This is a genomic window from Nocardia wallacei (assembly GCF_029869545.1).
Classification (GTDB): Bacteria; Actinomycetota; Actinomycetes; order Mycobacteriales; family Mycobacteriaceae; genus Nocardia; species Nocardia wallacei_A.
The window spans coordinates 1-20697 of sequence record NZ_JARWQD010000204.1; the positions used below are offsets into that span (position 1 = coordinate 1).

Sequence of the window (20697 nt, forward strand, 5' to 3'; positions counted from 1 at the left end):
CCCCCCGCCGCCCCGCACACCCCCCCCCCCCCCCACCCCCCGCCCCCCCCCCCCACCCCCCGCCCCCCCCCCCCCCCCGCGGGCCGCCCGCCCGGGGGGCGGGGGCCCGCTTTCGCGATGCCGTCAGCGACGCGTGGTCCGCTTGGCGGCGGTACGCTTTGCCGCCGTCTTCTTGGCGGGCGCCTTCTTGGCCGTGGTCTTCTTGGCGGTCGCCTTGGCCGCGGTCTTCTTGGCCGTGGTCTTCTTGGCGGGCGCCTTCTTGACCGTGGTCTTCCGGGCCGTGGTCTTCTTGGCGGCGGTCTTCTTGGCCGTCGTCTTCTTGGCGGTGGCCTTCTTGGCCGGAGCCTTCTTGGCGGCGGTCTTCTTGGCCGTCGTCTTCTTGGCGGCGGTCTTCTTGGCCGTCGTCTTCTTCGCCGTGGTCTTCTTGGCCGCCTTCTTGGCCGTACCCGATACCGGCGCTGCCACACCACGTTTCACGGCCGGACCGGCCGCGGCGATCTTCTGCTTGCCCGCGATGATCGCCTTGAACTGCGCACCCGGACGGAAGGCCGGCACCGAGGTGGGCCGCACCTTGACGGTTTCGCCGGTGCGGGGGTTACGCGCCACCCGCGCCGCACGCTTACGCTGTTCGAACACACCGAATCCGGTGATGGTGACACTCTGACCCTTGTTCACAGCGCGCACGATCGTGTCGACAATCTGCTCGACTGCCGCAGTGGCCGTGCGCCTGTCAGTACCCAACTTTTCGGTCAGAACGTCGATCAGTTCCGCCTTGTTCATTGAATCCTCCGCAGACTAATGGCCCGTCGTCGGACCGACTAGGTACCACGGTAAACCCTCAATGGGCAAGAGTCTATGTGCCACGCCAAATTTCATGTGGCGTGGCACACGCACAGCAACTGCGATTGGTAGCTCCCAGCTAACACCCAGGACTGTTTACGCCTGCGAAATAGCGTCCGGAATGGTGGTGGGTTTCCAAGCTGGCCTTGCCTTTTCGAAGGCGTCGATGGCCTCTTCCCGGCGCAGTGTCAGCCCGATGTCGTCCAGCCCCTCGAGCAGGCGCCACCTGGTGTAGTCGTCAATATCGAAGGGCAACACGGTGGTTCCGGCGGTCACCGTGCGTGCCTCGAGGTCCACGATCAATTCCAGGCCGGGCCGTTCCTCGAGCAACTTCCAGAGCAATTCGACATCATGTTGTGACATCTGGGCCGCGACCAGGCCGCCCTTGCCCGCGTTGCCCCGGAAGATGTCGGCGAAGCGCGAGGAGATCACGACCCGGAAGCCGTAGTCCATGAGCGCCCAAACCGCATGCTCTCGTGAGGAACCCGTGCCGAAATCCGGACCGGCCACCAGGACAGATCCCCGGTTGAAGGGCTCGGTGTTCAGAATGAAGGTCGGATCCGAGCGCCAGGCCGAGAACAGCCCGTCCTCGAATCCCGTTCGTGTAACCCGCTTCAGATAGACCGCGGGGATGATCTGGTCGGTGTCGACGTTGGATCGGCGCAGCGGGACGCCGATCCCCTTGTGTACCTTGAACGGTTCCATCGGTTCTCCTGGCTGGTGAAGGTTTATAGGTGCGGATCCCGGCTTTCGCCGGTCCTACTCTTTCCCGGCGGGCCTGCGCTTCCCGCCGGTCCTACTCATTCCCGGCGGTCCTGCGCTTCCCGGCGGGCCTACTCTTTCCCGGCGGCAGCCGGGACCAGATCCGCAGGTGAGGACAGCGTTCCGCGCACCGCGGTCGCCGCGGCGACCAGCGGCGAAACCAAATGCGTGCGGCCGCCTTTGCCCTGTCGGCCCTCGAAGTTGCGATTGGATGTCGACGCACAGCGCTGACCGGGGGAAAGCTGATCGGGATTCATCCCCAGGCACATCGAGCAGCCCGCCTGACGCCATTCCGCCCCGGCGGCGGTGAAAATCTCGCCCAGCCCCTCGGATTCGGCCTGCGCCCGCACCCGCATCGATCCCGGAACGATCAACATCCGCACCCCGTCGGCCACCTTGCGACCGTCCAAAACCCCGGCCACCGCGCGCAGATCCTCGATGCGGCCATTGGTGCACGAGCCCACGAATACGGTGTCGACCTTGACCTCCCGAAGCGGAGTTCCGGGCTCCAAATCCATGTATCGCAGGGCCTTCTCGGCCGATTCGCGCGCCGTTTCGTCGACGATATCGGCCGGGTTCGGCACCGATTCGCCCAGCGGCAGGCCCTGTCCGGGATTGGTGCCCCAGGTGACGAACGGGGTCAACGTCGACGCGTCGATGTGCACCTCGGCGTCGAATTCGGCGCCCTCGTCGGTCTTCAGCGCCTCCCACGCCTCGACCGCGGCGTCCCAGTCCGCACCCTGCGGCGCGTGCGGGCGGCCCTTCAGGAATTCGTAGGTGACCTCGTCGGGTGCCACCATGCCCGCGCGCGCACCGGCCTCGATGGACATGTTGCACATCGTCATCCGCGCCTCCATGGACATGCCGCGCACGGCCTCGCCGCGGTATTCGAGCACATAGCCCTGGCCGCCGCCGGTGCCGATCTGCGCGATCACGGCCAGGATCACGTCCTTGCTCGTCACCCCGTCCGGCAGTTGCCCGTCGATATTGATCGCCATGGTCTTGAACGGCCGCAGCGACAGCGTCTGGGTGGCCAGCACGTGCTCGACCTCGCTGGTGCCGATGCCCATCGCGATCGCGCCGAACGCGCCGTGCGTGGACGTGTGCGAATCGCCGCACACCACGGTCGTGCCCGGCTGGGTCAGACCCAGCTGCGGACCGACCACGTGCACGATCCCCTGCTCCAGATCGCCCATCGGGTACAGCCGGACACCGAATTCCTCGCAATTGCGCCGCAGCGTCTCGACCTGGGTGCGGGAAATGGGGTCCGCGATCGGCTTGTCGATGTCGACGGTCGGGACGTTGTGATCCTCGGTGGCGATGGTGAGATCGGGGCGGCGGACCCGGCGACCGGCCGCGCGCAGCCCGTCGAAGGCCTGCGGGCTGGTCACCTCGTGCACCAGGTGCAGGTCGATGTAGATGAGATCCGGTTCGCGCGCGTCGCCCTCGCCGGCGCCGCGGGCGACGACATGCTGGTCCCAGACCTTCTCCGCCAGGGTGCGTGGCCGGTCGGCCATCTTCATCTCGCTTTCACTCGGATCCCGCGCCGTACTGGGCTGCCGACACGGGGCTGCATTTGCATATCTCAGTATTCGAGACGCTAATATCGTTCTATGAGACAGCATAGCGGTATCGGGGTGCTCGACAAAGCCATGGCCGTGCTCTACGCCGCGGCCGAGCAGCCCTGCGGCCTCAACGAGCTGTGCACCCGCACGAGCCTGCCCCGCGCGACCGCGCATCGGCTGGCCGTGGGGCTGGAGGTGCATCGCATGCTCGCACGCGACGCGAACGGGCTGTGGCGCCCCGGCCCCGCCCTGTCGGAGCTGGCCACCACCGCGGAGGACCCGCTGCTGGACGCGGCCGCCGCCATCCTGCCGCGGCTGCGCGAGATCACCGGCGAGAGCGTGCAGCTCTACCGCCTCGACGGCCATTCCCGCATCTGCGTCGCCGCGCTCGAGCCCGCGCAGGGCCTGCGCGACACCGTGCCGGTGGGCGCCCGGCTGCCGCTCACCGCGGGTTCGGCCGCCAAGGTGCTGCTGGCCTGGTCGGATCCCGAACTGCAGCGCAGCGTGCTGACCGATGCGGTGTTCGGCGACCGCGCCCTGGCCGAGGTGCGCCGCCGCGGCTGGGCGCAGAGCGCCGCCGAACGCGCGGCCGGGGTCGCCAGCGTCTCGGCACCGGTGCGCGATTCGGGCGGTGCGGTGGTCGCCGCGGTATCGGTATCGGGGCCTATCGACCGCATGGGGCGCCGACCGGGCGCCCGGTGGGCCGCGGACCTGGTCGCGGCCGCCGACGCGCTACACAAGCGCCTGTAGCCCGATCCCGGCCACCTGTTCCCGGCGCCCGTACTCTCGTCGTCCCCTGTTCCCGGCGCGCTTTTGGCCGGGACGGATAGCCCGCTCTGTGACGCTCGCCATACGCCGTAAAGTACAGTCGGCGCATGGGAGTTAATCAACGCGCGCAGATCGTGATGTCGGACGGGGAGATCGCCGAATTCCTCGAGCGCAGCCGCGTCGCGACGCTGGCCACGCTCGGCAAGACGGGCCTGCCGCACCTGACCGCCATGTGGTACGGCCTGGTGAACGGCGAGATCTGGTTCGAGACCAAGCTCAAGTCGCAGAAGGCGGTGAACATCCGCCGCGACCCGCGGGTGACGGTGCTGGTGGAGGCGGGCGACACCTACGACCAGCTGCGCGGGGTCTCGATCGAGGGCCGCGCGGAGATCGTCGAGGACCCCGAGGCCCTGTTCCAGGTCGGCATCAGCGTCTGGGAGCGCTACACGGGCCCGTACACCGACGACCTGCGCCCGATGGTCGAGGCCATGCTGAACAAGCGAGTAGCCATCCGCGTCGTCGCCACCCGCACCCGAAGCTGGGACCACCGCAAACTCGGCCTCCCCGAAATGCCCCTGAGCGGCACCACCTGGCCCCCACAGAACTGACCCCGGCCGAAAAGCAGGCCGGGGATAGGGCAAAGCGAGGCCGGGGACGACAGGCGAGACCGGGCGAGAAACGACAGGCAAGACCAGACCAGAAACGACAGGTGAGACCAGGCCCGATGAGAGGTGAGACCAGGCCGGAGTAGCGGCGAGGCCAGGCCGGGGATAGGGCCGAGAGCAGGCCGGGGATGGGAGGTGAGCCGGTCGGCTACGGGGCACGGGGTTCGGCGACTCGAGACGGGACGACCGGGTGGGGGTCCGGGGGGCGAAGCCCCTCCGGGCTGGGGCTTGGGGGCCGCGCCCCCAAAAGACACCGCGAAGCGAAAAAGGCCCATGCCCTCGGTGGGCATGGGCCTCGCATTCGCGTAGCCCCGACGGGATTTGAACCCGCGCTACCGCCTTGAGAGGGCGGCGTCCTAGGCCGCTAGACGACGGGGCCAGGAAGGATGTACTCCGGAATCGGAGGTCTCCCGCTAGAGGAGGCTCGGCCAGCTTAACCGGCCGGAACCCCGGCGATCAAATCGCCGGGAGGTCGACCGTCTCGACCGCGAACCGAGCCGAATCAACACTCTCCGCTGGGGTACCAGGACTCGAACCTAGAATGGCTGAACCAGAATCAGCTGTGTTGCCAATTACACCATACCCCAATGACCTGGGCTTTCGGCCTCCGCCCCGTCGGGCTGAGGACCTCGTTCCGGGCCGAGAGAAAGATTACCAAACCCTGCCCTGAAATATACAAATCGGCTGGTCAGAGCAGGGTTTTCGGGCTCAGGCGGCCTCGGCGGCCCGCAGTCGCGCCATGGTCGTCTCCCGCCCCAGCAACTCCAGCGACTCGTACAGCGGCGGGCTGATGTGCGATCCGGTGACCGCGACCCGCACCGGCGCGAAGGCCTTGCGCGGTTTGAGGCCCAGGTCGTCCACCAGCGCCGTTTTCAGCGCGTCCTCCAGCGCGCCCGCCGACCACTCCGCGACGCCGTCCAGCGCGGCAATGGCGGCCCGCAGCACCGGCGCCGCGTCGGGCCCGAGGTTCTTTTGCGCCGCGGCGGGATCGACGGCGAACTCCCGCGGCGGCACGAACAGGAACTTCAGCAGATCCCAGGCGTCGCCGAGGACCACGATCCGGGTCTGCACCAACTCGGCCGCGGTTGCGAAAAGCGCCTCGTCCACTTCGGCGCCGATGAGGTTGTGCGCGGTCAGGTACTCCCGCAGCCGGTGGGTGAAATCACCCGGCTCCAGCAAACGAATGTGCTCGGCGTTGATCGCGTCGGCTTTCTTCTGATCGAAGCGCGCCGGATTCGAATTTACTTTCGATATGTCGAACGCCTCGACCATCTCCGCCATGGAGAAGACGTCGCGGTCCTCGGAGAGGCTCCAGCCGAGCAAAGCCAGGTAATTCAGCAAACCCTCCGGGATGAATCCCCGGTCGCGATGGACGAACAGATTCGACTCGGGATCGCGCTTGGACAACTTCTTGTTGCCCTGCCCCCGCACGAGGGGCAGATGCCCGAACTGCGGGGTGAACTCCGCCACCCCGATCCGCTGCAACGCCTCATACAGCGCAATTTGCCGCGGAGTGGAGGAAAGCAGGTCCTCGCCACGCATCACGTGGGTGATCTTCATCAGCGCGTCGTCGACCGGATTCACCAGCGTGTACAGCGGATCGCCGGTGCCGCGGGTGAGCGCGAAATCGGGGACCGAACCGACCTTGAAGGTGGTTTCCCCGTGCACCAGATCGTGCCAGGTGATGTCGTGGCCGGGCATGCGCAACCGGACCACCGCCGGGCGGCCCTCGGCCTTGTAGGCGGCGATCTGGTCCGCGGTCAGGTCGCGGTCGAAGTTGTCGTACCCCAGCTTCGGATCGCGGCCCGCGGCGCGATGCCGCGCCTCGACTTCCTCTGGGGTGGAGAAGGATTCGTAGGCCTCCCCCGCCTCCAGCAAACGCCGCACCACATCGAGATGAAGATCACGGCGCAGCGACTGCCGGTACGGCCCGTAGGGTCCGCCGACCTCCGGGCCCTCGTCCCAGGTGAGCCCGAGCCACCGCAGCGCGTCCAGCAGGGCGGCGTAGGACTCCTCGGAATCGCGTGCGGCATCGGTATCTTCGATGCGGAACACGAAGGTGCCGCCGTGGTGGCGGGCGAACGCCCAGTTGAACAGCGCCGCCCGGATCAGGCCGACATGCGGCGTGCCGGTCGGTGACGGGCAGAATCGGACCCGTACGTCAGACATGTTCCTTCTCTCGATCAACGTTTGGCGGCAACGGGATTGGTGAGGGTGCCGATGCCCTCGACCGTCACGGAGACGGATTGCCCATCCTTCATCGGTCCCACACCTTCCGGTGTGCCGGTGAGGATTACGTCACCCGGCAGCAGCGTCATCACCGTGGTGACCCATTCGATCAGCTTCGGAATATCGTGCAGCAGAAGCGAAGTCCGGCTGCGCTGGCGGACCTCGCCGTCGAGCTCGGTGGTGATCTCCAGATCGGCCGGGTCCAGGGCGGTCTCGATCCAGGGCCCCAGCGGGCAGAAGGTGTCATACCCCTTGCCGCGGGTCCACTGGCCGTCGTGACGCTGCTGATCGCGGGCGGTGACGTCGTTGGCGGCGGTGTAACCCAGGATCACGTCCCGCGCCCGGGCCGCGGGCACGTCCTTGCAGGGGCGGCCGATCACGACGGCCAGCTCACCCTCGTAGTCGACCTGAGACGAGCTGGGCGGCAGCACAATTGGCACATTGGGCCCGACGATGGCGGTGTTGGGCTTGAGGAAGATCACCGGATCCTCCGGCGCCTCACCACCCATCTCCTGTGCGTGCGCGGCGTAGTTCTTGCCCACGCACACCACCTTGCTGGCGAGGATCGGCGCCAGCAGCCGCACATCCGGCAGCGGCCAGCTGCGGCCGGTGAAGGTGGGGGTGCCGAACGGATGTTCGGCGATTTCCCGGGCCACCTCGCCGGAACTCGATTCCTCGATGCTGACGAACGCGACTCCATCGGGACTGGCAACTCGACCTAGGCGCATGGCTCGACAGTCTATCCATCTGGTGGTATGCGCCCGACCGGGTGGTCTGCGGCGAGGGTGTACCCTGTTCATCGGTTCATAGAGTAAGACCGAGTTCCCAAAATGTGAGATAGAGGTGAGGATGTGACCACCGTGACCCCCATGCACGCCACCCGACGGTGGGTCATGCTCGCCCTCGGGGTGTTCGCGCAGAGTTCGAGCGCGGTGATCGTGCACGGCACGCCGTTCCTGCTGCCGGCGCTGACCGACCGCGGAATGCCCTTGGCGACAGCGGGTCTGCTCGTGGCGATGCCCACGGTGGGGCTGGTGTGCACGCTGATCGCGTGGGGCTATGTCGTGGATCGGATCGGCGAGCGGGCCGTCCTGGTGGCGGGGCCGCTGGTGATGTTCGCGGCGGGTGCGGCCGCGGCGGCCGTCACCGACTATGTCGCGCTGGGAGTGCTGTTGTTCCTGGCCGGTTTGGGCGCGGGCTCCACCAACGGCGCCAGCGGCCGGGTGATCGTCGGATGGTTCCCGCCGGATCAGCGCGGCCTGGCGATGGGCATCCGGCAGTCCGCGCAGCCGCTGGGCGTGGGGATCGGCGCGCTGACGATCCCGACCATCGCTGCGGCACACGGGTTTTCCACCGCCATCCTGGTTCCGGCGGCGATGGCCGGACTGGCCGCCATCGGGTGCGGGATCGGGATCATCGATCCGCCGCGCCCGCCGGTGACCGACGGCTCGCGCCCCGCCAATCCGTATCGCGGGGACAGCACGCTGTGGCGAATCCACGGGGTCTCGGTGCTTTTGGTGATCCCGCAGGCCACCGTGTGGACCTTCGCGCTGCTGTGGCTGCACCGCGATATCGGGCTGTCGCTGGCGGTGGCCGGTGTCCTGGTCACCGGGACCCAGGTGCTGGGTGCCGCGGGCCGCATCGGCGCCGGTTTCTGGTCGGACCGGGTCGGCAGCCGCCTGCGCCCGCTGCGCACGGTCGCCGTCGCGGCCGCGATCTCCATGTGCGCCTTGGCCGTTGCGTCCTGGCTGCACTGGTGGTGGGCCGCCATTCCGATCCTGGTGGCGGCCTCGATCATCACCGTCGCCGACAACGGCTTGGCCTTCACCGCCGTCGCCGAACTCGCCGGACCCTATTGGAGCGGACGCGGTCTGGGCATCCAGAACACCGGCCAGAACCTGGCGTCGGCCGCCGTCGCCCCGCTGTTCGGCGCCCTGATCACCGCCTCCGGATTCCCGGCGGCGTATCTGGTCACGGCCGTAATCGCCACCGCCGCAATACCCTTGGTCCCCCTCACCACCCGCAAGGTTGAGACCTCAACCCCGTAACCCCCACCGCCACACCAACTCTCACGCTGTTGTGACGCAGCAGGAGGTCAGAGGGCGGCGGCGATGCGATCGCCGATCTCGACGGTGGAGGCGGTGCCGGTGCGGGAGGCGAGGTCCTTGGCGACGGCGGATTCGATGCGGGTGGCCTCGTCGGTCTTGCCCAGGTGGGTGAGCAGCAGGGAGACCGAGAGGATGGCGGCGGTGGGGTCGGCCTTGGACTGGCCCGCGATATCGGGGGCGCTGCCGTGGACCGGCTCGAACATGCTCGGGTTGGTGCCGGAGGCGTCGATATTGCCGGAGGCGGCCAGCCCGATGCCGCCGGAGACCGCGGCCGCCAGGTCGGTGATGATGTCGCCGAACAGGTTGTCGGTGACGATCACGTCGAAGCGGCCCGGGTCGGTGACCATGTGGATGGTCGCGGCATCGATGTGCTGGTAGGCGATCTCGACGTCGGGGTACTCGGTGCCGACCTCGTTCACGGTGCGCTGCCACAGCGAGCCCGCGAAGCTGAGCACGTTCGTCTTGTGCACCAGGGTGAGGTGCTTGCGACGCCGCTGCGCCTTGTCGAAGGCGTAGCGCACCACGCGCTCGATGCCGAAGCGGGTGTTGGTGCTGACCTCGGTGGCGACCTCGTGCGGCGTCTCCACCCGAATGGCTCCGCCGGTGCCGGTGTAGGGGCCCTCGGTGCCCTCGCGCACCACCACGAAGTCGATGTCCGGGTTGCCCGACAGCGGGCTGGTGACGCCGGGGAACAGCTTGGACGGGCGCAGGTTCACGTGATGGTCGAGCGCGAAACGCGTGTGCAGCAACAGGCCCCGCTCCAGCAGGCCGCTCGGCACCGACGGATCGCCGATCGCGCCCAGCAGGATGGCGTCGTGCTGCTTCAGCTCGGGCAGCACCGAATCCGGCAGCACCTCCCCCGTGGCGTGATACCGCTGGGCGCCGAGGTCGTACCGGGTCTGCTCGACACCGGGCACGACCACGTCGAGCACCTTCAGCGCCTCGGCGATGACCTCGGGCCCGATTCCGTCACCGGGGATGACAGCCAGCTTCATATGACAACGCTCCGTTCCTTCGGGCCTCGGCCAAGACGCCGGTCACCCTATCCGGTGCCCGAAAACCACCCGCGACCAGGGCAAGCCCATCCCGCATAGTGGAATCCGTGGTTCGCGGGAACGACTGAGGCACGCCGGGTTCGGCGTGCCTCGTCGTCGTTCCGATGTGCTTTCGGCCGGAATCAGGCCAGGTCGACCTGGGCGACCCGGGCGGCGCCGACGGCCTCGGCGATCGCGGACTGCACGTCGGCCGGGACCTCCTTGTTGATGCGCAGGACGACGGTGGCGCCCTCCTTGTCGACGTCCTGGCTCAGCTGCGCGGCCTGGATGTCGATTCCGGCCTCGCCGAGCTTGGTGCCGATCTTGCCCAGCGCGCCCGGCTTGTCGCCGTAGTTGAGCACGGCCAGGTTCAGGCCCTCGGCGCGCATGTCGTAGTTGCGGCCGTTGATGTTGACGATCTTCTGCACCTGCTGCGGCTCGGTCAGGGTGCCCGCGACATTGAGCGTGCGGCCGTCACCGAACACCGCGCGCAGATCGACCAGGCTGCGATGCGACGGGCTCTCCGACACGGTGGTGACCGACGCCTCGAGGCCACGATCCTTGGCCAGCGAGGGCGCGTTGACGAAGGTGACCGCATCCTCGATCAGCGCCGAGAAGACCCCCCGCAGCGCCGAAAGCTCCAGCACCGCAACATCTTCCGACGACAGCTCGCCGCGCACCTGCACCTCCAGGCTGACCGGCAGCTCGCTGGCGAGCGCGCCGAGCAGGGCACCCTGCTTGCGCACGATCTCCAGCCACGGGGCGACCGTCTCGTTCACCGCGCCGCCGGTGACGTTCACCGCACCGGGCACGAACTCCCCGGCGAGGGCGAGCTGCACCGACTTGGCGACATCGGTGCCCGCGCGGTCCTGCGCCTCGGCGGTGGAGGCGCCCAGGTGCGGGGTCACGACGACCTGCGGCAGCTCGAACAGCGGGCTGTCGGTGCACGGCTCGGTCTCGTACACATCGATGCCCGCGGCGCGCACATGACCCGAGGTGATGGCGTCGGCGAGCGCCTGCTCGTCGATCAGCCCACCGCGCGCGGCGTTGACGATGACGACGCCCTTCTTCGTCTTGGCGATCGTCTCGGCGTTCAGCATGCCCTTGGTCTCGGGCGTCTTCGGCAGGTGGATGGAGATGAAGTCGGCGCGCTCGAGCACCTCGTCCAGGCTCAGCAGCTCGATGCCCAGCTGGGCGGCGCGGGCCGGGGAGGTGTAGGGGTCGTACGCGACGATCTTGGTCTCGAACGCGGCCAGGCGCTGGGCGAACAGCTGGCCGATGCGGCCCAGGCCGATGACGCCGACGGTCTTGCCGAAGATCTCGACACCGTTGAATTTGCTGCGCTGCCAGGTGTGTTCGCGCAGGGTGGCATCGGCGGCGGGGATCTGGCGGGCCGCGGCCAGCAGCAGCGTGACGGCGTGCTCGGCGGCGGTGTGGATATTGGAGGTCGGCGCGTTGACGACCATGACGCCGCGCTCGGTGGCCGCGGGCACGTCGACATTGTCGAGGCCGACACCGGCGCGGGCGACGATCTTCAGGTTCTTACCGGCATCGAGGACGTCGGCGTCGACGGTGGTCGCGGAGCGCACGAGCAGCGCATCGGCCTCGGGAACGGCGGCGAGCAGTTCGGGTTTGTTCGGGCCGTCGACCCAGCGAACCTCGACACCGTCACCGAGCGCCTCGACGGTCGACTGGGCGAGCTTGTCGGCGATCAGAACAACAGGACGGCCATTTGGGCTCACTGTGGGGCACTCCTGGGGAATGGGATCGGCATTTACCGCCGATCAGCTTAATGGGCCTGATTCGGCGTCGGGGTACCGCCCGGTAGGCGGCCGCCGTCAGTAGGCGACACGACGGTCCGAATCGGGCATAACCGTCATGCGTCGGATGCGTGAACGCGGTGAACCCGGTCCGTCGCCCGCGTGAGGTTTGCGCGAAGGCTTGGCGAAGTCGGCCGTTTCCGCTGGATAGCCGCCGTTCTCGAGGTCACCGTGTGATCATGGCCATCACCCGGCGCACCTGTTCGGCACTGCTGGTGACCTCCCTCGCCGCGCTCGCCACCGGCACCGCACTGCCGCGGGCGGCGGCGTCCCCCGGGACCGGCAAGGTCGCGGTGATCGGGATCGACGGCTGCCTCTACAGCGAGGTGCTGGCGGCGGTCACCCCCAACCTGCAGCGACTGGCGGCCGAGGGCACGCTCAGCCGCTACTCGATCGCGCCGCACACCACCGTGTCCTGCCCGTCCTGGTCGGCGGTGCTGACCGGGGTGTGGGACACCCGCACCGGCATCTGCGACAACGGCGACACCTGCGATCCGGCCCACCTGGGCCGTTTCCCGACGGTCTTCAACCGCATCAAACGCGCTGCGCCGCAGCGGAAGACGGCGTCGATCGCCACCTGGGACACGATCTCCGCGATCGCACGCACCGGCGATCCGCACGCCGACACGATCGTCACGGCCGGTTCGAATCCGCTCGGCACCTACGGCTGCGAGGCCGATATCGACACCGCGACCGCGGCGGCGACGGTGACCGCCATCGCCGCGGGCACCGACTTCGTGTTCACCCACTTCGACCAGGTCGACATCGCCGGGCATCGGCTGCGCGCCAGCAACCCGCAGGCCTATCGGGACGCGATCAGCCGGGTCGACGTGCTGGTCGGGCGGATCGTCGACGCGGTGTCCCGGCGGAGCGCGGACCATCCCGACGAGCGGTGGACGATCCTGGTGACCACCGACCACGGGCACAAGCCCGAGGGCGGCCACGGCGGCCAAAGTCCTTACGAGGTGGCCAGTTTCGTGATCGCCCGGGGACCGGACTTCGAGGCGGGCCGGGTGTACAACGGCTACTCGCTGATCGATGTCACCCCGACCGTGCTCGATCTGCTGGGTCTGGCGCCGGTGGCCGATCTGGACGGAAAGTCGTTGCGCACGGGCGGATCCGGGGATCCGAGTGCCCCGCCGCCACGAACACCGGTGATCGGGCACCCCGCCGACCCGGCGACGACCCGCCTTGCCGCCCTGCCCTTCCCGGCCGATGCGGGCTGCAAGGTCGGCGCGGCCCCGGCCGGCGACTAGCCCCGAAACGCACGAGAGCCCCGCACCGTTTCGGGTGCGGGGCTCTCGGCAAGTTCTGGGATCAGATCACGCGGACGCCCTGGGCCTGCGGACCCTTCTGGCCCTGGCCGATCTCGAACTCCACGCGCTGGCCTTCATCGAGGGAGCGGAAACCCGACCCCGATACGGCCGAGTAATGCACGAACACGTCGGGACCGCCGTTGTCCTGTGCGATGAACCCGAAGCCCTTCTCGCTGTTGAACCACTTCACTACGCCTTGCGCCATTTCATACCTTCTGTAGACGAGCCGGGTCCGCCAACCAACGGCAGCACCGGTCTCGATCATCCACATTGCCATGCCCCGCGCGCGGGCCGCCACCAGGGTTCGAGTCGCACGAGATTTGCGGAGAGTCGGCTCGAAATCGTTCAGGTCCGTAGATTACGTCGCTGTAATTGGTTCGTGATAGTCCGACGGACGGGCACGATGCGGCCCCCGGGCCGATTTCCTCCACTCCGCGCCGAACGTCCCCCGGCAAAAATAGGTCGGCCCCGGGTAGCTACTACCCGGGGCCGACCCAGGGTCGATTCACACGACCATCAAGCGAGCTCAGCCGCCGAAGGAACCGGTCCACAGCGTGTCCAGCAGGCCGTGGAGCGCGGCGCCCGCGGTGCTCAGGATGCCGTTCAGAGCGGCGCTACCGGTGTCGATGATAACGGGGATCATGGAATACCTCTCCTTTATTGAATCCCAGCCGAACTGGCTGACTACCCGCATATCGACAGGTCAGAAATAGCCGTTAGCCAGATTTGCCGAAAAGTGACGTGGGCGACATAATTACAGAGTGGTGATGCAGAACACACCTGCTCAGTCGCGCACTACGCGGACGCTCCTGGCCTCGGGACCGGCCTTGGCGCGGCGTACCTCGAACTCCACTCGCTGCCCCTCCGCCAGCGACCGGAAACCGACACCCTCGACCGCGGTGTAGTCGACGAAGACGTCCGGCCCACCGCCGTCGGCGGTGATGAAGCCGAACCCCTTCTTGCTGTCGAACCACTTGACCGTGCCGTGCGCCATCTCTCTCTTACCTTCTCGCCTACGAGCCAGGCAGACGATAACGAGCCGGTCCGCGACAGTCCAGGCGGGTACGGCGTGCCGTCGGCGGTTCGCCTCGGCCGCGGTCAGCGCGTGTAGCGCACCTGGCGCGGCTTCGCCCCGTCGTAGGCGTCCCGGCCGGGCAGATGCGCGGGCACGCCCACCTCCCACCAGGCACCTGATTCGGTCCACACCGCGGGCTGGGTGGGCACGACCACCACCGCCGGGCGCGATTCGGCCAGCGCCGCCGCCCGCGCGCCCGCGTAGGCGGCCCGGAACTCCGCCAGCTCGGTCGCGACGAACACCGCACAGCCGAGCGATCTCGCATGGGCGGCGAAGTCGACCCGCGGCGGGCGGCCGTGGTTGGTGCGGCACTGCCGGTAGAAGTTGTTGAATGCGTTGCCGCCCTGGCCTTCCTGCAGCCGGGCGATGACGGCGTACCCGTCGTTGTCGCACACCACGGCCACCAGGGGATGTCCGGCGAAGGCCGCCGAGAACAGCTCGGAATTGAGCATCAGGTAGGAGCCGTCGCCGAGCATCGTGGTGACCAGGCCGCGCCGGTGCGCCATCGCCGCGCCCCAGGCACCGGCGAGTTCGTAACCCATGCAGGAGAATCCGTATTCGACGTCCATGGTCGGTTCCCCGCCCGGCGCCCGCCAGCCCCCGACCAGCTCGCCGGGCATGCCGCCGGAGGAGGTCATGACGTAGTCGGCCGGATCGCTGAGATCGTTGACGGCACCGACGATCTGGGCGTAGCTGGGTATCCCGGCCGCCGGGGCGCGCAACTTGTCGATGTAGGCGTCCCACTCGCCGCGCACGGCGCTCGCCCGCGCGCTCCAGGCCCGGTCCACCCGCCAGTCCGACAGCAGTGGTGTCAGATCCTCCAGTGCCGCACCGGTATCCGCGACGATCGCCAGCGCGCCGTGCTTGACCGCGTCGTACCGTGCGGCGTTGATCGTCACCAGCCGGACACCGGGGTCGAACACCGTCCACGACGCGGTGGTGAAGTCCTGCAACCGGGTTCCCACCGCAAGCACCAGATCCGCCTCGGCCGCAACGGTATTCGCCGATCCCGAACCGGTGATACCGAGCGGGCCCGCATACAGCGGATGATCGTGCGGCACCAGGGTGCGGCCCGCGGTGGTCTCGGCCATCGGAATGCCGTGGCGTTCGGCCAGTTCCACGGCGCGCCGCCCCGCGCCCGAATAGCGCACTCCCCCACCCACTACCAGTAGCGGCCGCTGCGCCGACCGCAGCGCGCGTGCCGCCTCGGCGAGGGTCTCGCGGTCGGGTCGCGGACGGCCGATCCGATGGACGACCGGCTGGAACAGCGCCGTCGGAAAGTCGAAGACCTCGGCCTGAACGTCCTGCGGCAGGGCCAATGTCACGGGTCCGACGTCGGCGGCGTCGGTGAGCACCCGGGCCACCTGCGGCAGTGTGGCGAGCAGCTGCTCCGGCCGGGTGATGCGGTCGAAGTAGCGGCTGACCGCGCGGAACGCATCGTTCACGGTGACGGTCGCATCGCCGAAATCCTCCACCTGCTGCAGCACCGGATCGGGGGCGCGGTTGACGAAGGTGTCACCCGGAAGCAGCAGCAGCGGAAGGCGATTGGCGTGCGCGACACCGGCCGCGGTCACCATGTTCAGCGCGCCCGGGCCGATGGAGGAGGTCGCCACCCCCACCTGCCTACGATGCGTCGCCTTCGCGAGACCGACCGCGGCCAGGGCCATGCCCTGTTCGGTGTGCCCGCGCCACACCGGGATCACGTCGCGCCGCTCCTCCAGCGCCGTGCCGAGGCCGAGCACGTTGCCGTGCCCGAAGATCGCGAAAACCGCGGGGAACAGCGGGACCTCGCGGCCGTCGAGGGTCTCGGAGTGCTGGGCGATCATCCAGGCCACCAGGGCTTGCGCGGTTGTCAGTCTCATGTGGACGGCCCCTTACTTCCTCTGGATCGACATCATTCAGCCCGGATGCCCGGTGGCCGACCGCGGCAACCGCCCCGCGTGGCTGGTGACCGGGCATCGCGGGTCCGAAGGCACGCCCTCCCAGCTGCCGCGGAGCCAGCTGTGGGCCGGGTCGTCGCAGAAGGCCATGGATCGTTCGGGGGCGGGTCCGGCCAGAACGTTCAGGTAGTACATCGGGTATCCGGGCGCGGCGATGCACGGGCCGTGGTAGCCGTGCGGCACCAGGAAGACGTCACCGTCGCGGACGGCGACGTTCTCGTCCAGCGAGCCGTCCGCGGTGTAGGTCCGGTGCATGCCGAACCCCTCCGGGGACGGGGTGATGCCGTCGCGGCCCGCGATGCGGAAGTAGTAGATCTCCTCGTTCACGACCTCGCACTCGCTCGCCTCGTCGTGCTTGTGCGGCGGATACGACGACCAGTTGCCGTCGGGGGTGATCAGCTCGCAGGCATTGAGCTTGTCGGCGTGGTCCCAGACGCCGGGTGTGCCGAAGTTGGTGACCTGCCTGGTCGCCTGCCCGGCCCCGCGAACCTCCACCGGAACGTTCTCGGCGGGACCGTATTTCGGGTCGAGCCGCCGCGTGCAGCGGGCCATCGGCAGGGCGATCTCGGCGCCGCGCGCGGCCGACAGTTCGACCGTCGCCTCGCGGGGCACGTAGGCGAAGTCGGTGACCCGGGTGAAAACCGAATCCCGCCCGGTCAATTCGAATTCCGCATCGTCCACGCGGACGGTGCATCCGCCGCAGAGTGGCAGCACGAACGCCTCGTACTCACCGGTGTGGATGGTGCGTGCGCGGCCCGCGGACAACCGCACTACCCGCAGTCCCGTGTACGCCCACCCCGCGTCTGCGGCGCGGAGCAGCACCGGGTCGTCGGCGTCGGCCAGTGTTCCCGCGCGATGATGCAACTTACTCATGCGATCTGCGCCTCCCGCAGAATCGCCGCCGCGGACTCGACCGCACCGGCGACATCCCCGTCCGGCGGATACAGCAGACTGCGGCCGACGACCAGGCCGCGCGCGACATCGTGGCCGAGTGCCTTGGCCCAGGACGCGACATCGGCCGAGGTGTCACCCGACGGCGCACCACCGAGCAGCAGCACCGGCAGGGTGGTGGCGTCGAGCACCGAAACATCCTGCGGCGCGGGCACCTTCAACCAGGTATACGCGGAGGTGACACCGAGACCGGAGGCGATGGTGACCGCGCGCTGCAGCGAGAACGAATCCTTCTGCATGGTCAGCGATCCGGACTCGTCGCGGTGGAACGGCAGCGGTTCCACCATCGCCATGAGCCCGTGCTCGGCCAGTTCGGAGACGGCGCGGGCGCAGGCGTGCAGGGTCGGGATGGTGCCGCGATCCGAATCCACCAGCCGCAGCAGCATTTTGCCGCCGTCGAGGCCCCACCTGACCAGCGACTGCGCGTCGTATCCGGTGAAGCGGTCGTCGATCTCCCAGTCTGCTCCGGCCAGTCCGCCGCGGTTCATCGATCCGATGACGACCTTGTCGTGCAGCGCGTCCAGCAGCAGCAGTTCCTCGACGATGTCCGGGGAGCCCAGCACGCCGTCGACCGACGGGTTGTCCAGCGCGATGAGCAAGCGTTCCAGCAGCATTCGTCGATCGGCCATCGCGGTGCGATCCGAGCCGACGCCGAGGGCGCCCCGGGCGGGGTGATCCGCGGCCACCAGGAATAAGGTGCCACGCTCCGACAACAGTGTCGACCGCCTGCGCCGCGCGGCATAGGCGCGCGCGATCGCATCGGGCTGGGCGACCCGCACCCGCAGCAGTTCGTGCCAGCGTTCATCGGTCAAATACACGGTGCCTCCGTCGAATCAGTGCGGAGTTGGGCGCACAGCATCTCCTCGATCTCCGCGTTGGTGGGCATCGCATCCGCGCACGCCAGCCGCGAGGCGACCAGTGCCCCGGCCGCATTCGCGTAGGTCGCGAGGCGGTGGGGGTCCCAGCCGGACAGCAGGCCGTGGACCAGCGCGCCCCCGAAACCGTCGCCCGCGCCGAGCCCGCACACCACGTCCACCCGGCAGGGCGGGACGGTCCACCGCTCGGCATCGGTGGCCACCAGCACCCCCTCGGCACCGCGTTTGATCATCGCCAGCCGCACGCCGCGCGCCAGCAGCCGATCGGCCGCCTCGTCCGGATCCGCGGTGCCCACCACGACCTGTGCCTCGGTGCGGTTGCCCACCACGACATTCACGTGATCGAGCATCCAGCCGATCTCTCGGCGCGCGGTATCGGTATCCGGCCAGAACATCGGCCGGTAGTCCAGATCGAGCACGGTATGCCCGGTTCGCCCGCGCCGCTCGAGGATCGCGCGCTGGGTGGTGCGCCCGGGCTCGGCGCTCACTCCGGTCCCGGTGACCCACAGCAACGGCACGGATTCGACGACATCCCACGGAACTTCGTCGGGTGTGAGCGTGAGGTCGGGGGCGATCGGCGCGCGGTAGAACAGCAGCGGCGGATCGGCGGGCGGCTTCAGTTCGCAGAACACCACGGGCGTCTGGAGATTCGGCGCGGTCGCCACGTAGCGCGCCGAAACTCCGAAGTCCGACAGGGCCGTTCGCACGAAATCGCCGAATCCGTCCGGCCCGACCTTGGTCAGCACCGCGCTGCGCCGCCCCAATCGGGCGGCCGCCACGGCCACGTTCGTGGCGGTGCCCCCGAGGAACTTCGCGAACGTCCGCACCTGTGCCAGCGGCACGCCGCTCTGCTGCGGGTAGAGATCCACCCCTACCCGGCCCACGGTCAGCGCCTCCAACTCCGTCACCGCACCACCCGCTCCAGTTCGTGTTGCAGCGCTTCCAATTCCGCGCCCCCGGCCATCTGACGGGTCAGCTCCGGCAGGTCGATCTCGGATTTCTCGTACGAGCCGAGCATGCTGCCGCGCTTGAGCAGCAGGAATCGGTCGCCCACCGGGTAGGCGTGGTGCGGGTTGTGGGTGATGAGGACGACGCCGAGGCCCCGGTCCCGGGCCTGGACGACATAGCGCAGCACCACCCCGGACTGCTTCACACCCAGTGCCGCGGTCGGCTCGTCGAGGATCAGCACCTTCGCCCCGTAGTGCACCGCGCGGGCGATGGCGACGCACTGACGCTGTCCGCCGGACAGGGTGCCCACCGGCTGCTCCATATCGCGCAGCTCGATCCCCATGTCCGACAGCGCCTTCCGGGTGATGTCCATCCCCTTGCGGCGGTCCAGCAGCCGGAACGGCCCGGCGCCGACGGTGGGCTCGGAGCCGAGCACGAAGTTGCGCCACACGCTCATCAGCGGCACCACCGCCAGGTCCTGGTACACGGTGGCGATGCCGCGGTCCAATGCCGCACGCGGAGAATCGAATCCGGTCGGCTCGCCCTCGACCCGCAGCTCCCCCGCATCGTGCCGATGCACACCGGCCAGGATCTTGATCAGCGTGGACTTTCCCGCGCCGTTGTCGCCGAGCACGCAGGTGACCTCGCCCGCGTCGACGACCGTCGACACGTCGCGCAGCGCCACCACACCGCCGTAACTCTTTCCGATGCCACGGGTTTCGATCAGCGGGACCGTCATCGTCGTACCCTTTCCGCACGCTTCTTGAAGGCGTTGTTGACCAGCACCGCCGCCAGCAGCAGCACGCCGAGGAACAACATGAACCAGTCGCTGTCCCAGCGGGCGAAGACGATGCCCTGCCGCGCCATCCCGAAGATCAGCGCACCGATCGCCGCGCCGACCACCGATCCGAACCCGCCGGTGAGCAGGCAGCCCCCGACGACGGCCGCGATGATGTACTGAAACTCCAGTCCCACACCCTGATTCGCCTGCACGCTGGCGAATCGCAGAATGTTGCAGGAGCCGACGACCCATCCGGCGAACGCCGTCGTCATGAACAGGATGATCTTGGTCCGCACCGCGGGCACACCGACCGCGCGGGCACTGGCCAACGATCCGCCGACGGCGAAGATCCAGTTGCCGAACCTGGTCCGCACCAGCACCAGGCCCGCGATGGCGGTGAGCACGATCCACCACACCACCGATGCCTGGATGCGCGCGTCGCCGAGATCGGTGGTCGACGCGAATACCCAACCGGCCGAGGCGTATCCGTCGGCCGAGCGGACCCCCGACACCTGCACCGTGCCGGTGATCAGCCGGGTGACGCCGAGGTTGACGCCCTGCAGCGCCAGGAAGGTGCCGAGGGTGACGATGAAGCTCGGCAGCCCGGTCCGCATCACCAGCCAGCCGTTGAGCGCGCCCACCGCCAGCGCGAACAGCAGCGACACCAGCAGCGCGAGCCACACATTCCACCCGGCGTGCACCGCCAGCAGCGCGGTGACCAGCGCGGTGGACGCCGTCATCACACCGGCCGACAGATCGAACTCCCCGCCGATCATCAGCAGCGCCACCGCGACCGCCATGATGCCGAGCGTGGACGCGTCGTCGAGCCAGGTCGCCACGCCGAGCGGGCTCAGGAACTTCTCGGTGATCACCGAGAAGAACACGAACACCAGCACGGCACCCAGCGCGGAACCGATCTCCGGCCGCACGATCAACCGGTTGAGCAGCGACGCGCGCACCTCGGGACCGGCCGGGTCCTGCGTGGAAACGGTTGTGGCAACACTCATCTCATCCGCTCCT

The 20697-nt window shown here is 68.6% G+C and carries 19 protein-coding genes and 2 tRNA genes; 4 read left to right on the plus strand and 17 right to left on the minus strand.

The annotated features are described in order from the left end of the window. Window positions 1-123: 123 nt before the first annotated feature. From QH290_RS16585 to leuC, 3 genes are all read right to left on the minus strand, one after another. Window positions 124-780, minus strand: coding sequence for an HU family DNA-binding protein (locus QH290_RS16585; protein ID WP_280383771.1), 657 nt, complete (start codon window positions 778-780; stop codon window positions 124-126). A 156-nt stretch (window positions 781-936) separates the two neighbouring features. Further along, window positions 937-1545, minus strand: coding sequence for a 3-isopropylmalate dehydratase small subunit (leuD, locus tag QH290_RS16590; protein ID WP_280265898.1), 609 nt, complete (start codon window positions 1543-1545; stop codon window positions 937-939). 128 nt (window positions 1546-1673) lie between these two features. Then, window positions 1674-3119: a 3-isopropylmalate dehydratase large subunit gene (leuC, locus tag QH290_RS16595; protein ID WP_280383840.1), complete on the minus strand. Its 1446-nt coding sequence runs from the start codon at window positions 3117-3119 to the stop codon at window positions 1674-1676. 96 nt (window positions 3120-3215) lie between these two features. Between leuC and QH290_RS16600 the strand changes: the two genes are divergently transcribed. Both QH290_RS16600 and QH290_RS16605 read left to right on the plus strand, forming a co-directional pair. After that, the gene (locus QH290_RS16600) at window positions 3216-3917 is read left to right on the plus strand and encodes an IclR family transcriptional regulator (protein WP_280383773.1); all 702 of its coding nucleotides are present in this window, start codon (window positions 3216-3218) and stop codon (window positions 3915-3917) included. A gap of 125 nt (window positions 3918-4042) precedes the next feature. Beyond that, window positions 4043-4543 carry a pyridoxamine 5'-phosphate oxidase family protein gene (locus QH290_RS16605; protein WP_280383775.1) on the plus strand — a complete coding sequence of 167 codons (501 nt, stop codon included), beginning with the start codon at window positions 4043-4045 and terminating at the stop codon, window positions 4541-4543. A gap of 363 nt (window positions 4544-4906) precedes the next feature. Here the strand turns inward: QH290_RS16605 and QH290_RS16610 are convergent. From QH290_RS16610 to QH290_RS16625, 4 genes are all read right to left on the minus strand, one after another. After that, window positions 4907-4979, minus strand: a tRNA-Glu gene (locus QH290_RS16610). A 136-nt stretch (window positions 4980-5115) separates the two neighbouring features. Beyond that, a tRNA-Gln gene (locus QH290_RS16615) sits at window positions 5116-5187 on the minus strand. Window positions 5188-5308: 121 nt separating this feature from the next. Beyond that, entirely contained in the window at window positions 5309-6769 is a 1461-nt protein-coding gene (gltX, locus tag QH290_RS16620) for a glutamate--tRNA ligase (RefSeq protein WP_280383777.1), read from the minus strand. A 14-nt stretch (window positions 6770-6783) separates the two neighbouring features. Beyond that, window positions 6784-7557, minus strand: a complete 774-nt coding sequence (locus tag QH290_RS16625) for a fumarylacetoacetate hydrolase family protein (protein WP_280265902.1) — start codon at window positions 7555-7557, stop codon at window positions 6784-6786. A gap of 123 nt (window positions 7558-7680) precedes the next feature. Here QH290_RS16625 and QH290_RS16630 point away from each other — a divergent pair, with 123 nt between their 5' ends. Further along, complete coding sequence (locus QH290_RS16630; protein WP_280265903.1) at window positions 7681-8877, plus strand: MFS transporter; 1197 nt, start codon at window positions 7681-7683, stop codon at window positions 8875-8877. Between the two features lie 47 nt (window positions 8878-8924). Here QH290_RS16630 and QH290_RS16635 read toward each other — a convergent pair whose 3' ends face one another. Continuing rightward, a complete protein-coding gene (locus QH290_RS16635; RefSeq protein ID WP_280265904.1) occupies window positions 8925-9932 on the minus strand; it encodes a 3-isopropylmalate dehydrogenase in 1008 nt (335 codons plus the stop codon). A gap of 182 nt (window positions 9933-10114) precedes the next feature. After that, window positions 10115-11713, minus strand: a complete 1599-nt coding sequence (serA, locus tag QH290_RS16640) for a phosphoglycerate dehydrogenase (RefSeq protein WP_280265905.1) — start codon at window positions 11711-11713, stop codon at window positions 10115-10117. A 257-nt stretch (window positions 11714-11970) separates the two neighbouring features. Between serA and QH290_RS16645 the strand changes: the two genes are divergently transcribed. Beyond that, complete coding sequence (locus QH290_RS16645) at window positions 11971-13047, plus strand: alkaline phosphatase family protein (RefSeq protein ID WP_280383780.1); 1077 nt, start codon at window positions 11971-11973, stop codon at window positions 13045-13047. Window positions 13048-13108: 61 nt separating this feature from the next. Here the strand turns inward: QH290_RS16645 and QH290_RS16650 are convergent, their stop codons facing one another. From QH290_RS16650 to QH290_RS16685, 8 genes are all read right to left on the minus strand, one after another. After that, entirely contained in the window at window positions 13109-13312 is a 204-nt protein-coding gene (locus QH290_RS16650; protein WP_187687559.1) for a cold-shock protein, read from the minus strand. A 579-nt stretch (window positions 13313-13891) separates the two neighbouring features. Further along, window positions 13892-14101, minus strand: a complete 210-nt coding sequence (locus tag QH290_RS16655) for a cold-shock protein (RefSeq protein ID WP_280265907.1) — start codon at window positions 14099-14101, stop codon at window positions 13892-13894. Window positions 14102-14205: 104 nt separating this feature from the next. Next, on the minus strand, window positions 14206-16044 hold the full coding sequence (gene iolD / locus QH290_RS16660) for a 3D-(3,5/4)-trihydroxycyclohexane-1,2-dione acylhydrolase (decyclizing) (protein ID WP_280383781.1): 1839 nt from the start codon (window positions 16042-16044) through the stop codon (window positions 14206-14208). 36 nt (window positions 16045-16080) lie between these two features. Continuing rightward, on the minus strand, window positions 16081-16995 hold the full coding sequence (gene iolB, locus QH290_RS16665; protein ID WP_280265909.1) for a 5-deoxy-glucuronate isomerase: 915 nt from the start codon (window positions 16993-16995) through the stop codon (window positions 16081-16083). Beyond that, window positions 16992-17891: a Cgl0159 family (beta/alpha)8-fold protein gene (locus QH290_RS16670; protein ID WP_280265910.1), complete on the minus strand. Its 900-nt coding sequence runs from the start codon at window positions 17889-17891 to the stop codon at window positions 16992-16994. The genes iolB and QH290_RS16670 overlap by 4 nt, the downstream gene beginning before the upstream one ends. After that, a complete protein-coding gene (iolC, locus tag QH290_RS16675; protein ID WP_280383783.1) occupies window positions 17882-18856 on the minus strand; it encodes a 5-dehydro-2-deoxygluconokinase in 975 nt (324 codons plus the stop codon). Before iolC ends, QH290_RS16670 begins: the two co-directional genes overlap by 10 nt. Then, window positions 18853-19635 (minus strand): ATP-binding cassette domain-containing protein, encoded by a 783-nt coding sequence (locus QH290_RS16680; RefSeq protein ID WP_280265912.1) that lies wholly within the window; start codon window positions 19633-19635, stop codon window positions 18853-18855. The genes iolC and QH290_RS16680 overlap by 4 nt, the downstream gene beginning before the upstream one ends. Beyond that, a complete protein-coding gene (locus QH290_RS16685; protein WP_280265913.1) occupies window positions 19632-20684 on the minus strand; it encodes an ABC transporter permease in 1053 nt (350 codons plus the stop codon). The genes QH290_RS16680 and QH290_RS16685 overlap by 4 nt, the downstream gene beginning before the upstream one ends. Window positions 20685-20697: the final 13 nt, after the last annotated feature.

Coding starts and splice junctions, on each gene's coding strand:
- iolD (WP_280383781.1), bottom strand. CDS start 16,044: ATGAGACTGACAACCGCGCAAGCCCTGGTGGCCTGGATGATCGCCCAG.
- QH290_RS16605 (WP_280383775.1), top strand. CDS start 4,043: ATGGGAGTTAATCAACGCGCGCAGATCGTGATGTCGGACGGGGAGATC.
- QH290_RS16685 (WP_280265913.1), bottom strand. CDS start 20,684: ATGAGTGTTGCCACAACCGTTTCCACGCAGGACCCGGCCGGTCCCGAG.
- QH290_RS16635 (WP_280265904.1), bottom strand. CDS start 9,932: ATGAAGCTGGCTGTCATCCCCGGTGACGGAATCGGGCCCGAGGTCATC.
- QH290_RS16645 (WP_280383780.1), top strand. CDS start 11,971: ATGGCCATCACCCGGCGCACCTGTTCGGCACTGCTGGTGACCTCCCTC.
- QH290_RS16650 (WP_187687559.1), bottom strand. CDS start 13,312: ATGGCGCAAGGCGTAGTGAAGTGGTTCAACAGCGAGAAGGGCTTCGGG.
- leuD (WP_280265898.1), bottom strand. CDS start 1,545: ATGGAACCGTTCAAGGTACACAAGGGGATCGGCGTCCCGCTGCGCCGA.
- iolB (WP_280265909.1), bottom strand. CDS start 16,995: ATGAGTAAGTTGCATCATCGCGCGGGAACACTGGCCGACGCCGACGAC.
- gltX (WP_280383777.1), bottom strand. CDS start 6,769: ATGTCTGACGTACGGGTCCGATTCTGCCCGTCACCGACCGGCACGCCG.
- QH290_RS16585 (WP_280383771.1), bottom strand. CDS start 780: ATGAACAAGGCGGAACTGATCGACGTTCTGACCGAAAAGTTGGGTACT.
- QH290_RS16600 (WP_280383773.1), top strand. CDS start 3,216: ATGAGACAGCATAGCGGTATCGGGGTGCTCGACAAAGCCATGGCCGTG.
- QH290_RS16655 (WP_280265907.1), bottom strand. CDS start 14,101: ATGGCGCACGGCACGGTCAAGTGGTTCGACAGCAAGAAGGGGTTCGGC.
- QH290_RS16625 (WP_280265902.1), bottom strand. CDS start 7,557: ATGCGCCTAGGTCGAGTTGCCAGTCCCGATGGAGTCGCGTTCGTCAGC.
- leuC (WP_280383840.1), bottom strand. CDS start 3,119: ATGGCCGACCGGCCACGCACCCTGGCGGAGAAGGTCTGGGACCAGCAT.
- QH290_RS16680 (WP_280265912.1), bottom strand. CDS start 19,635: ATGACGGTCCCGCTGATCGAAACCCGTGGCATCGGAAAGAGTTACGGC.